Source organism: Xanthomonas axonopodis (genome assembly GCF_001304695.1).
Lineage (GTDB): Bacteria > Pseudomonadota > Gammaproteobacteria > Xanthomonadales > Xanthomonadaceae > Xanthomonas > Xanthomonas axonopodis.
Genome location: NZ_JFAQ01000092.1, coordinates 1 through 11,982, shown reverse-complemented (window position 1 = coordinate 11,982; position 11,982 = coordinate 1). Strand labels below are relative to the sequence as shown.

The window sequence follows — 11,982 nt, the reverse complement described above, 5'->3', positions numbered from 1 at the left end:
GTTGCCCACATGAAGCACAGAGGCCTCCCAACAGAGGCCTCGATCACCGGGATTGCCCTGAATGGGCAAAGCGATCTACGCGCCCCATCGTCTATGTGCATCCAACCTCCCGCGAAACGCGGGAACGGGGCTTGATCAGCGTTGCCCTAACTTTCTAGTGCGGTGGCCTTGCCGCTTGCGGCATGGATGCCGCCACAGAGCCCCCATGGACGGGTTGACGGCGTGTCCCGCGGGCGGCGAGGTTACAGCGCACTCGACGCACTAGCAGCTGATCGCTTTCTCAGATCTTCGCGCGCTGCTCGCGCAAACCGGTCAACTGTGTGGTCCAGTCGTTCAAGCGCGCACGTTCCTGTTCGACCACGGCGGCCGGTGCGTTTTGCACGAAGGTGGCGCTGCCGAGTTTGCCGTTGCACTTGGCGATCTCGCCTTCCACGCGCTTGATTTCCTTGTCCAGGCGGCTGCGTTCGGCATCCATGTCGACCAGGCCTTCCAGTGGCACCAGCAACGTGAGTTCGCCGACGATGGCGGCGGCCGACGGTGGTGTGTCCTGGCCGGCGTCCAGCCAGTCGATGCGTTCCAGCTTGAGCAGGAACGATAGCTGCGAGGCGAAACGGGCAACACGCGGGCGGTCGTCGGCAGTGCCGGCTTGCAGCAGCAGGCGCACCTGCTTGGACGGAGGCACGTTCAATTCGCTGCGCACGCGGCGCAGCGCCGATACCATCGACTTGAGCCATTCGACATCGGCTTCGGCGGTGGCATAGCCGCTGGTATCGACATCGCCGACCTGCGGGAAACTCTGCAACGAGATCGTGGCGGTGGTGATACCCAGGCGTGGTGCGACCTGCTGCCACAATTCTTCGGTGACGAACGGGGTGAGCGGGTGCAACAGGCGCAGCAACGACTCCAGCACATACAGCAGCGTGTGGCGCGTGCTGGCGGCCGCGTCGGCGTCTTGGCTGCTGAGCGCCGGCTTGGCCAGCTCCACGAACCAGTCGCAGAACGCGTTCCAGGCGAATTCGTATAGCGACTGCGCGAGCAGGTCGAAGCGATAGTTGGCGTAATGGGTGTGGGTTTCTGCAGCGACCTTGTCCAGGCGCGCCAGGATCCACTTCTCCGCTTCGGTGCGCGGCTGCGGCACGCCGGTAAAGCGTGCGCCTTCGGTATTCATCAGCACAAAGCGCGTGGCGTTCCACAGCTTGTTGCAGAAATTCTTGTAGCCCTCGGCGCGGCCCAGGTCGAACTTGATGTCGCGGCCATGCGTGGCGAGTGCGGCGATGGTGAAGCGCAGCGCGTCGGCACCGTGGGCGATGATGCCGTCCGGGAATTCCTTGCGCGTGGCTTTTTCGATCTTTTCTGCCATGCGCGGCTGCATCAAGCCATGGGTGCGCTTGGCTACCAGATCCTCGATGCTGATGCCGTCGATGATGTCCAGCGGATCGAGCACGTTGCCCTTGGACTTGGACATCTTCTGGCCTTGCGCATCGCGAATCAGGCCGGTGATGTAGACATCGCGGAACGGCACCTGGCCAGTGAAGCTGTCGGTGGCCATGATCATGCGCGCCACCCAGAAGAAGATGATGTCGAAGCCGGTCACCAAGACCGACGACGGCAGATAACGCGCGAAGCCGCGCTCGGCCATCGCCTGCGCATCCGGCCAGCCCAGCGTGGAGAACGGCCACAGCTGGGAAGAGAACCAGGTTTCCAGCACGTCGCTGTCCTGATGCAGCGCAATCTCCGCACCCAGGCCATGTTTGGCGCGCACCTTGGCTTCGTCATGGCCCACGTAATACTTGCCGGCCTCGTCGAACCACGCCGGGATGCGATGGCCCCACCACAGCTGGCGGCTGATGCACCAATCCTGGATGTTTTCCATCCAGTGGCGATAGGTGTTGATCCAGTTCGGCGGCACGAACTGGATCTGGCCGCTCTCGACCAGTTCCAGGCCGCGTTTTGCCAGCGCATCCATTTTCACGAACCACTGGTCGGTGAGGTAGGGCTCGATCACCTGGCCGGTGCGGTCGCCGCGCGGCACCTGCAGCTTGTGCGGCTTGGTTTCCACAAGGATGCCCAGGTCTTCCAGCTCGGACAGCACCAGTTTGCGCGCGTCGTAGCGATCCAGGCCGCGGTAGCGTTCCGGTGCGTTGTCGTTGATGGTGGCCGTGACGGTGAACAGACTGATCAACGGCAAGTCGTGCCGCACACCCACCTGGTAATCGTTGAAATCGTGCGCAGGCGTGACCTTGACCACGCCGGTGCCAAAGGCGCGGTCCACATAATCGTCGGTGATCACCGGCACGCGCCGGCCGGTCAGCGGCAGCACAATGCGCGCGGTGTGCAGGGTGAGATAGCGCGGGTCTTCCGGATGCACCATCACCGCGGTATCGCCCAGCATGGTTTCCGGGCGCGTGGTGGCCACCACCAAGTAGTCGCGGGTTTCGCGCAGGGTCTCGTTGCCGTCGGCATCTTGCTCGACGTGTTCGTAGCTGACGCCATCGGCCAACGGGTAACGGATCGACCACAGAAAGCCGTCTTCTTCGACGTTTTCCACTTCCAGGTCGGAGATCGCAGTCTTCAGCACCGGGTCCCAGTTGACCAGGCGTTGGCCGCGATAGATCAGGCCCTGTTCGTACCAACGCACGAACGCCTCATTCACCGCCGCCGACGGCTGCGGATCCATGGTGAAGGTGCTGCGCGACCAATCGCTGGACGTGCCCAGCCGGCGCATCTGGCGCTCGATGGTGTCGCCGGATTCGGCCTTCCACTCCCACACCTTGGCGATGAAGCCCTCGCGCCCCAGCGAATCGCGCGTTTGTCCCTTGCCTTCCAGCGCCAGATTGCGCGAGACAACCATCTCGGTGGCGATGCCGGCATGGTCGGTGCCCACCTGCCACAGGGTGTCGTAACCACGCATGCGGTGATAGCGCACCAACGCATCCATCAGCGTCTGCTGAAACGCATGGCCCATGTGCAGCGTGCCGGTGACATTGGGCGGCGGCAGCAACACGGTGTACGGCTCACCCTTGCCGGACGGTGCGAAATAACCGGCCGCCTCCCACTGCGCGTACAGGCGCGATTCGAAGGAAGAGGGGTCGTAGCTGGAGGCGAGTTGTGTCATGGTGGAATCGAAAGGAGACTGGAAATTTGATTGATCGAAGTGGTGCCAGTTAGCGCCAGAATGCAGTTTTTTCGTTTTTTCAGAGAGGGGCGGAGGTATTTGGAAAATCTGTCAGTGATTCATTATGCCGTAAGCTTTGTTAGCCTACGCAGTCCATCGCGAAACTTACAGAAGCTTGGAGACTGATTGAGCTCTACATCCATATTGGGGCAGATATTGTCAGCCCATTCATGCTTCACCTCGCCAGGTAGCGGCCAGCCGGCTTTGATGATGGCTGCAGATCCGCCAGGGTAAACTGCGTCCGCCAAAAGCTCCCAGGTTCCACAGATGCTGTCCTGCTGATAGCCTGAAAGTATTTCTTTTCTTGCTTTTGGATAGGCCGCGAGCACGGCTGGCTTGTCGCCCAGAAACCAGGATTCCATTTCCTCGATCGCGAGGCGAAAAACAGTCTTCGGCGCCGGATTGCACTGCTGCGCCACGGTTTTCAAATCGGCCAGGAAAGTAGCGCAGTCACGTCGATCACTATCTAAGACAACAACAACTGCATCTACGCCTGGCGTTCTGCCGTACCCGCTGAGGAGTCTGGGAAGCTGGTTCAATAAGGCGCGCTTTGCAGGGTCTGCATTAGTCGAAAGGCCAGATGGTAGTCGTCCGATCCCCTTGTAAGGGTGGATGCGCCACGTATGCGGTTCTCCATGCTGTCCGATGACGGCAGGCAGCAGCATGCTCACCACCTTGACGCCAGAACTGTCTTCCACAAGGACTTCAATATGCATACTTATTTTGTATCCAAGTAGTCGCCGTACCAAAGTCCACCGAGAGGCAAGCCTTCTTCTACGAGATTACGCACCAACTCGATATCGGACGCTCGGCAAATGGTGGAAAATCCATTTTCTCCTTTCTCGAGTATCCAGACTTCCTTGGCTGAAAGTGCATCTACGAAATAGGGCTGGTGGGTGGTGACGAAGATCTGTGGTGCGTTCTTCTTTCCCGTGGCATGGCTTCGCAGTTCCCGCGCAAGTGAATCGAGTAATCGATGGTAAAGGCCGTTCTCGGGCTCCTCGATACAGATAAATGGCGGTGGTTCAGGATCTTCCATCAAGAGCAGGTATGCGAATATCTTCAGCGTTCCATCCGACATCTGGCCAGCATAGAAGGGATCGTTGAAGGCACCGTCGTTGAATTGAAGAAGCACGCGTTTGTCTTCCGTAACAGTTGTTCTGATGCTGTGCACGCCAGGAATTTTTGCCGCGATACGGTCAAGGATTGTCTTGAAACGTTCTTTATGTTCGCGTTCCATATACTGAACGACATTTCCGATGTTTTCGCCGTGCACATCGAGATGCCGCTGAGCTCCGGCCGAAGGGATGGAGCGTGCAGCGTCTGGGTGAAAATAGGAGAGATACCAGCCTTTCAGGAAGTCGCGGAAACGTTTGATGCGCGGATGCTCTTTCAATGTGCCAAGCGTTGCAATTCCTAACTGGCGCAAATCAGTGAGCTCGACATCCTCTTGAGCGCGATCTTCTTCGCCGCTGGATGTTTCCACCGCTTCTTCGCCAGCCCATACTTTTCCAACGCCGTGGTGCAGGCGTAAGAATGGGTAGGGTCGTCCGTGTTTCTGTCCTTTGCGACGCTGCTTGAGAACCTCTGACTCGACGAATGGCCGCCCGCTGCTGTCCAGGTTGATAGCCAGCTCGTAGGTGATGGGGCGTTCGCCCTTGGCTTCTCGGTAATAGATATCGAACCGTATGGATTCTTCGGTTCCCAAAGAGCGCATGCGCTCGAAGCCTCCGCGTTGTTTGTCGTCGCAGGCCGATTCCACATCTTTCGACAAGCAGTCGGCGACAAAGCCGAAGGCATCGAATAGTGTGCTTTTCCCGACACCGTTCTTGCCGATGACAACGGTGAAAGGAGTCAGCGGATCCCCCTGCTGTTCAGCAGACAGGCGTCCAAGCGTGATGTCGCGCAGCGCGCGATAGTTGCGGACACGAAAGCCTTCGATTAATGCCATATCTTTCCCCTACATGTCGTATTTCGTGAGTTCCAGGCCCAGGGCCTTGTACTGTTTCCAGCGTTCGCGCAGCGGTTCGCGGGCGGCGGGGTCGGCCGGCACCACTTCCAGTACGCGGTCGCAGGCGCCCAGGTACGGGTCGTCGCGCAGGTTGATCACCAGCGGACGCGAGGGGGCGGCGAATTCCGGCGCGGCGATCAACACCGGGGCCAGTTCGTCTTCCTCGTCGGTGCCGGCAATCTGGTGCGGCACGTAGGCCTCGTCGTCGAACGCCCACAGCAGGTCGTCCAGCGCCTCGGCCTGTTCCGTGTCGCGGGCCAGGATCAAGGTGGGCAGGTTGGCGTCATTGGCCTTGCGCGCCAGCTCGCAGACCAGCCGCAGCGGTTCGTTGAGGAAGCGCGGCTTGGCGATCAGGTAGAAGTCGGCACGGGGCATCAGGGCAGGGATTCGTTGAGGGGATTCGGGATTGGTAACAGCAGGCCACTGTCTGCCTGCGAGTTGCTAAGGACGGCGGGATGCGTGTGCTTGCACGAATCCCGAATCTCCACTCCCCAATCACGCCGCGCCGCTTGCGGCGCGATCCAGCAACCACTGCGTCAGCAGGCCGACCGGGCGGCCGGTGGCCATGCCGCGCTTGCCTTCATCGCTGGCCACGCCGGCAATGTCCAGATGCGCCCAGCGCTGGTTCTCGGTGAAGCGCGACAGGAAGCAGCCGGCGGTGATGGCGCCGCCCCAGCGGCCGCCGATGTTGTAAACGTCGGCGAAGGTGGAATCCAGCAAACCCTGGTATTCGTCCCACAGCGGCAGGCGCCAGGCGCGGTCGAACACGTGCTCGCCGGCGCTGAGCAGTTCGTTGGCCAGGTCGTCGTGCTTGCTCATCAGGCCGGCAGTCTGGTGGCCCAGCGCCACCATGCAGGCACCGGTCAGCGTGGCCACGTCCACCAGCGCCTCGGGGTTGAAGCGCTCGGCGTAGGTCAGCGCATCGCACAGGATCAGGCGGCCTTCGGCATCGGTATTGCCGACTTCGATGGTCTTGCCCGACATGCTGGTGATCACGTCGGAGGGGCGGTAGGCATTGCCGTCGATGGCGTTTTCCACCGCCGGCACCACCACCACCAGGTTGATCGGCAGCTCGGCCTTGACCGTGGCTACGAAGGTGCCGATGACGTTGGCACCACCGCACATGTCGTACTTCATTTCCTCAATGCCGCCCTGCGTCTTGAGGTTGACGCCGCCGGTGTCGAAGGTGATGCCCTTGCCGACCAGCACGTACGGGCGTGCGTCGCCGCCGCCGTTCCACTTCAACACGATCAGGCGCGGGCGGTTGGCCGAGCCACGTGCCACCGACAGCAGCGAGCCCATGCCGAGCGCTTCCATCTGGGCCTCGTCCAGGACCTCGGCCTCTGCGCCGGAGAACTTGCCGGCAAATGCCGCCGCGGTGTCGGCCAGATAGGCCGGGCTGCAGTAGTTCGGCGGCAGGTTGCCCAGCTCGCGGGCGAATTCCACGCCTTCGGCGGTGGCCAAGCCCACGGCGAGCGCGCGGGCGTCGTTGCCGGCAATCGCCAGGGTGGTCAAGCCGGTCTCGTCCACCTTCTTCTTGCCCAGCGTGGCGGTGTAGCGGTAGGCCGCATGGTCGCTGACGGTCACTGCCTGGCGGATGTTCCAGGCGGCATCGCGGGCCTTGACGGTGAGTTCGGTCAGGGTGAGCAGGGCGGTACCGACCGCGCCGGTCTTCAGCGCGCGGGTCGCATCGCCGACGGCCTTGAGGTAGGGCGCCACGCCGAACTTGCCGGCTTCGCCCAGGCCGACCACCAGCACGCGCGGCGCGGTGACGCCGGGCAGGTCGTGCAGTAGGGTGGTGCTGCCGGTCTTGCTGGCCACGTCGCCGCGCGCGACCAAGGCCCTCAGACGGCCCTGGCTGGCGCTGTCCAGTGCCTGGGCAGCGGGCGAAAGGGTCTTGTCGGCGAACACGCCAACCACGATGCAGTCGACGGCAGCGCTTGCCGGCGCGTCTTGGTTCAGGGTGAATTGCAGGGCCATTGATCAGATTCCGTAGGCAAATCCGTACAATCGCGGGCTGTTTACGCCAACCGGACTAGGCTGGCGGCGCCGCGAACGAATCCGAGAGTTTAAAACAAGCCCACCCCATGCCGAAGCTCGATCGATACCTGCTTAGCGATTTCACCCAGAGCTTCCTGGCCACTTTGATCGTGCTGCTGGTCGTCAGCGTCGGAGGCGTGCTGGTGGATATCCTCGGCAATATCGCCGACGGCCGGATCCCGGCGCGCTTGCTGCTGTCGCAGGTGGGGCTGCAATTCGTGGCGTACCTGCCCATCATCCTGCCGCTGGCCTTGATGCTGGGCTTGCTGCTGGCATTGGCGCGGCTGTACCGCGATTCAGAAATGGCCGTCATTACCGCCATTGGCGTGGGCCCCAAGCGCATGCTGCGGCCGATGCTGATGCTGGTGGTGCCCGTGGTGGTGGTGATCGGGTTGTGCTCGCTGTGGCTGGGCCCCTGGGCGAGCCGCACTGCCGAGGCGATGCTGGAAGATGCCAACCGCAGTGTGCTGATGGCCGGCCTGGAGTCGGGCCAGTTCACGCCGTTGTCCGGCGGTGGGGTGGTGTATATGCAGACGATCTCTGCCGACGGCAAGGGCCTGGGCAAGGTCTTCATGCAGCGGCAGCAGAACGACCGCATCGATGTGGTCAGCGCCGACCGCGGCGCGATGTTCTTTGAAGGCAAAACCGACCGTTACCTGCGCCTGGACGATGGCTACCGCACGGAAGGCCCGGCGAGCGGCGCGACCCTGGACTACCGCTTGATGAAGTTCGCCAGCAGCGATATCGCCTTGCCCGACCGCACCCGCGTGCACGATGCCGACGACCCGGAAGTGATGTGGACCACCGAGCTGCTGTCCGACGAGCGCCCCGCCGCGCGTGCCCAGCTGCATGAGCGCCTAGCGCCGCCATTACTGGCACTGGCGTTTGCCTTGCTGACCTTGCCGCTGTCGCGCAGCGCGCCGCGGCAGCAGCGTTATGGCCGGATCATGCTGGCGTTTCTGGCGTACATGGTGGGTACCAATCTGATGATCGTCGGCACCCAGTGGATCGCCAACGGCAAGACCCCGGCGGCGCTGGGCTTGTGGTGGTTGACGCTGCCGCTGCTGGCAGTGGCGGTGTGGGCGTATGCGCGCGATGGCCGCGTGCGTCGGCCGAGGGTGCGCGCATGAAGCTGACGCCGCGGGTCCACGATTGGTATGTCGGTCGCGTAGTGCTGTTTACCGTGCTGCTGACCTGGGCGGTGCTGCTGGGGCTGGATCTGGTCAACGCTTTTGCCAGCGAAGCCAAGAATATCGGGCAGGGCAGCTACACCTTCGGGCACGCGGTGGCGTACGTGGCCTACACCGTGCCGCGCCGGGCCTATACCTTGTTCCCGACCGCCGCGGTGATTGGCGCGCTGATGGGGCTGGGCCAGTTGGCCGCCACCTCCGAGCTGACGGCGCTGCGCGCGCTGGGCGTGTCGCGCAAACGCATGTCTGCCTCGGTGGTCGCAGCGATGGCGCTGCTGACCGCCAGCATGGTGATCAGTGGCGAAACCATCGGGCCGTGGGCACATAACCAGGCCGACACGCTCAAGGCCAGTGCCCGCTACGACAGCGATATGGCGTCTTCCCGCTACGCCGGGCTGTGGGCGCGTGAGGGTGATACCTTCCTCAACGCATTGAGCGGTGAAGAGAAGCTGCTCGATGACGGTGGCACCGCACTGGATCTGCACGATGTGCGGCTGTACCACCTTGATCCTGGTGGCAGGATGCAGCAATTGACCTACGCCTCGGTGGCCGAGCATCGCGACGGCCATTGGACCCTGCGTCAGGTCCGTCGCGACACCTTCCAGGAACGCTCGGTGCAGCGCGAAACCTTTCCCGAATTGCCGTGGCAGACGCAACTGAATCCTGCCGCGCTGGCCGCTGGCCTGGCCAAGCCGCGCAATCTCTCCGCGCACGATCTGGAGCAGAGCATCGAATACCGTCGCCGCAATGGATTGGACGCGCGCGATTACGAAGATCAGTACTGGAGCCGTTGGTTCTATCCGCTCAACGTGCTGGCGCTGTGCATGGCGGCAATCCCGTTCTCGTTCGGGTCGCTGCGCAGTGGTGGGCTTGGCAAGCGCCTGTTCCTGGGCATTCTGTTTGCGCTGGGTTTCTGGCTGCTGCAGCTGTTCTTCGGCCGTATGGCCGGCGCCCTCAAGCTCGATTACCGCATTGCCTATGCCCTGCCGCCCATGGTGATGCTGAGTGTGTCGGCGTGGTTGTTCCGGCGACGCAGCAGTTGAGCCGCGCACCGCATGCCCTGGCCGATACCGATCAACGTGCGCTTGCGCAGGCGGTCGGCGAGGTACTGCAATATCTGTGGGATCCGATCGGCGTTGCGGGCGTGCCGCAGGCGCGCGATGAGTACGGCAGTTATGTCCCCGAGATCTGCACGCTGCTGTGGCAGGGCGCAGATCAGGCAACGGTCGCCACGGCCTTGCGTGAGATTGCCAGGCAGCGCATGGGCCTTCACGACACTGACGTTCTGGCCGAGCAGACGGCCCGCCATTTGATGGCATGGCGCGAGGTCATCACCCGTTAGAAGTGGGGCGATACGTCAGGCGTATCGGCTGGCCGGTTTCGGCAGTCCTCTTGATCAGGCGAACGCGGGTTCGACCTCGCACGTCCAGGCATGTCTGCCCCGAGGCGGCTGCGTAGTGCAGTTGCCAGCACGTGCCGTTGAGGGGCTGGCCGGAATTTCATATGTGTCCCTGGCATCCGCAATCGGTAGTAACAAGCCGGCCCTTCAGCCGCAGCACGCTACCTCGCTAGCATTCGCTAGCGGCGCGTTGGTTGTGTTGCTAATGCTTGGGAATGCGATGTAGCCAGGTTCCACTTGCGCGGTCGTGCCAGGTCAGCCGGTCGCGATCCAGCCACGCCCACCAGAATCCCAGCCCGCCCAGCGCCAGCGACAAGGTGCCGACGGCATAGCGGATCCACAGCGCACGCCATGAGACTTGTGGGTCGATCAAGCGCAGCCGCCAGGGGCGCATGCCCAGCGTCTGCCCGCCGCGTCGCCAGCTGACGGTGGCGTAGATGCCTGCGGCGATCCAGCAGCACAGCCACAACAGCCATTGCCAGCCGCTGAAGGGCGCGATGTTTTCGCGCGCGGGGTGCCCGGCGAGCGTAAAGCCCAGCGTGAACACGGTGGAGATCAGCATCGACAGCGTCAGCACCGGCCAGGCGTCGTAGCACAACGCCAGCAGCCGCCAGCCCACCAGGGCAGGGGCGCGCGCAACGCGAAGCGAAGGGATCGAGGTCATGGCGCGAGCATAACGGTCGCCAAGCACGGCGCAACGCCGCGCTGCAGTCCGCCGCACCCTGGTGCTTGCACGCGCTGACGCAGGCGACATATCGAACTGCGATCAATCGCATGCTGGAGCGATGGCTGGTGCGCAGACTCGGCGTGTTCAATTGGGCGCATGCCCATGCCGGGGACCTATCGGCCATGGCGTCAGCCGACGATCGCATCGACGCTGCCTTCCTGGCGTCGCGATCCGGATTGCCTTGCGCCTGCGGCCGACGCGTGCGGGTCACGCGTGACAATGCCGCGCAGCGCGCATGCACCGCCCTGCGCAGGCAAGGCACATACCGGCAATCCGCACTGTGTCGGCTCTCAAAACGCGCGCTGCGTTTTATGCTGTGGCGATGCCTGCCAGCAGCCCCGCCGAACGCCGCCAACTTGCCCGCCAACTGCCACCGCTGCAGGCGGCCGATGCCGGCGTGATCGAACGGTTTCTCGACCGGTTCTGGGCCGAGCAAGGCGTGGCGCGGCAGACCCTGGAGAGTTATCGGCGCGACCTGGAAGGGCTGGCGCGTTGGCGCGACGGCGCTGGTGGCGGCTTGCTCGGCATCGACCGCGCGGCCCTGTTCGACTATCTGCGCTGGCGTAGCCAGGCCAATTATTCTCCGCGTAGCACGGCGCGGCTGTTGTCGACCTTGCGTGCGTTCTACCGGCTGTGCCTGCGCGATGGCGTGCGCAGCGACGACCCCACCGCCTTGATCGACCCGCCGCAACTGCCACGCTCGCTGCCCAAGGCCTTGACCGAAAGTCAGATCGAGGCCCTGCTGGCTGCGCCGGACGTGGACACCCCGGCGTGCCTGCGCGATCGCGCCATGCTGGAGCTGATGTACGCCGCGGGCCTGCGTGTGAGCGAGCTGGTCAACCTGCCAGCGGTGGGGGTGAACCTGCGCCAGGGCGTGCTGCGGCTGACCGGCAAGGGCAGCAAGGACCGGCTGGTGCCGCTGGGCGAGGAATCCCAGCACTGGTTGGAGCGTTATCTGCGCGAGGCGCGCCCGCTGCTGGCCGCGAACAAGCCGGTGGCGGCGGTGGACGGTCAGGTGCCGTTGTTCATCGATGCCGCCCGCCAACCGCTCAGCCGACAGCAGTTCTGGGCGTTGGTGAAACGTTACGCGGCGGTGGCCGGTATCGACCTGGCCACGGTCAGCCCGCATGGGCTGCGGCATAGCTTTGCCACCCATCTGCTCAACCATGGCGCCGACCTGCGCGCGTTGCAGATGCTGCTGGGCCACAGCTCGTTGTCGACCACCCAGATCTATACGCTGGTGGCGCGCCAGCATCTGCAGAAACTGCACGCCAGCCATCATCCGCGGGGTTAGGGCAACGCTGATCAAGCCCCGTTCCCGCGTTTCGCGGGAGGTTGGATGCACATAGACGATGGGGCGCGTAGATCGCTTTGCCCATTCAGGGCAATCCCGGTGATCGAGGCCTCTGTTGGGAGGCCTCTGTGCTTCATGTGGGCAAC

Annotated in this window: 10 protein-coding genes; 4 read left to right on the top strand and 6 right to left on the bottom strand. The window is 63.3% G+C overall.

Translation table 11 applies throughout. The features are described from left to right. Window positions 1-280: 280 nt before the first annotated feature. The 5 genes from XAXN_RS09545 to XAXN_RS09530 all read right to left on the bottom strand — a co-directional run bounded on the left by XAXN_RS09545 (window position 281) and on the right by XAXN_RS09530 (window position 7,166). Window positions 281-3,115: a valine--tRNA ligase gene (locus XAXN_RS09545; RefSeq protein WP_054319365.1), complete on the bottom strand. Its 2,835-nt coding sequence runs from the start codon at window positions 3,113-3,115 to the stop codon at window positions 281-283. A 122-nt stretch (window positions 3,116-3,237) separates the two neighbouring features. After that, window positions 3,238-3,891 (bottom strand): hypothetical protein, encoded by a 654-nt coding sequence (locus XAXN_RS21110; protein ID WP_174515470.1) that lies wholly within the window; start codon window positions 3,889-3,891, stop codon window positions 3,238-3,240. A 2-nt stretch (window positions 3,892-3,893) separates the two neighbouring features. Beyond that, window positions 3,894-5,126: an AAA family ATPase gene (locus XAXN_RS09540; protein ID WP_054319364.1), complete on the bottom strand. Its 1,233-nt coding sequence runs from the start codon at window positions 5,124-5,126 to the stop codon at window positions 3,894-3,896. A gap of 9 nt (window positions 5,127-5,135) precedes the next feature. After that, window positions 5,136-5,561: a DNA polymerase III subunit chi gene (locus XAXN_RS09535; RefSeq protein WP_042823702.1), complete on the bottom strand. Its 426-nt coding sequence runs from the start codon at window positions 5,559-5,561 to the stop codon at window positions 5,136-5,138. Between the two features lie 120 nt (window positions 5,562-5,681). Beyond that, the gene (locus XAXN_RS09530) at window positions 5,682-7,166 is read right to left on the bottom strand and encodes a leucyl aminopeptidase (protein ID WP_054319363.1); all 1,485 of its coding nucleotides are present in this window, start codon (window positions 7,164-7,166) and stop codon (window positions 5,682-5,684) included. 107 nt (window positions 7,167-7,273) lie between these two features. Here XAXN_RS09530 and lptF point away from each other — a divergent pair, with 107 nt between their 5' ends. From lptF to XAXN_RS09515, 3 genes are all read left to right on the top strand, one after another. Beyond that, window positions 7,274-8,356 carry an LPS export ABC transporter permease LptF gene (gene lptF / locus XAXN_RS09525; RefSeq protein WP_054319362.1) on the top strand — a complete coding sequence of 361 codons (1,083 nt, stop codon included), beginning with the start codon at window positions 7,274-7,276 and terminating at the stop codon, window positions 8,354-8,356. Next, the gene (gene lptG / locus XAXN_RS09520; protein ID WP_054319367.1) at window positions 8,353-9,459 is read left to right on the top strand and encodes an LPS export ABC transporter permease LptG; all 1,107 of its coding nucleotides are present in this window, start codon (window positions 8,353-8,355) and stop codon (window positions 9,457-9,459) included. Before lptF ends, lptG begins: the two co-directional genes overlap by 4 nt. Window positions 9,460-9,560: 101 nt before the next feature. After that, complete coding sequence (locus tag XAXN_RS09515; RefSeq protein ID WP_054319366.1) at window positions 9,561-9,758, top strand: hypothetical protein; 198 nt, start codon at window positions 9,561-9,563, stop codon at window positions 9,756-9,758. A gap of 259 nt (window positions 9,759-10,017) precedes the next feature. Here XAXN_RS09515 and XAXN_RS09510 read toward each other — a convergent pair whose 3' ends face one another. Continuing rightward, the gene (locus XAXN_RS09510; protein ID WP_054319361.1) at window positions 10,018-10,479 is read right to left on the bottom strand and encodes an RDD family protein; all 462 of its coding nucleotides are present in this window, start codon (window positions 10,477-10,479) and stop codon (window positions 10,018-10,020) included. Window positions 10,480-10,864: 385 nt separating this feature from the next. Here XAXN_RS09510 and xerD point away from each other — a divergent pair, with 385 nt between their 5' ends. Further along, window positions 10,865-11,836 carry a site-specific tyrosine recombinase XerD gene (gene xerD / locus XAXN_RS09505; protein WP_054319360.1) on the top strand — a complete coding sequence of 324 codons (972 nt, stop codon included), beginning with the start codon at window positions 10,865-10,867 and terminating at the stop codon, window positions 11,834-11,836. Window positions 11,837-11,982: the final 146 nt, after the last annotated feature.

Coding starts and splice junctions, on each gene's coding strand:
- XAXN_RS09510 (WP_054319361.1), bottom strand. CDS start 10,479: ATGACCTCGATCCCTTCGCTTCGCGTTGCGCGCGCCCCTGCCCTGGTG.
- lptG (WP_054319367.1), top strand. CDS start 8,353: ATGAAGCTGACGCCGCGGGTCCACGATTGGTATGTCGGTCGCGTAGTG.
- xerD (WP_054319360.1), top strand. CDS start 10,865: ATGCCTGCCAGCAGCCCCGCCGAACGCCGCCAACTTGCCCGCCAACTG.
- XAXN_RS09545 (WP_054319365.1), bottom strand. CDS start 3,115: ATGACACAACTCGCCTCCAGCTACGACCCCTCTTCCTTCGAATCGCGC.
- XAXN_RS09540 (WP_054319364.1), bottom strand. CDS start 5,126: ATGGCATTAATCGAAGGCTTTCGTGTCCGCAACTATCGCGCGCTGCGC.
- lptF (WP_054319362.1), top strand. CDS start 7,274: ATGCCGAAGCTCGATCGATACCTGCTTAGCGATTTCACCCAGAGCTTC.
- XAXN_RS09535 (WP_042823702.1), bottom strand. CDS start 5,561: ATGCCCCGTGCCGACTTCTACCTGATCGCCAAGCCGCGCTTCCTCAAC.
- XAXN_RS21110 (WP_174515470.1), bottom strand. CDS start 3,891: ATGCATATTGAAGTCCTTGTGGAAGACAGTTCTGGCGTCAAGGTGGTG.
- XAXN_RS09530 (WP_054319363.1), bottom strand. CDS start 7,166: ATGGCCCTGCAATTCACCCTGAACCAAGACGCGCCGGCAAGCGCTGCC.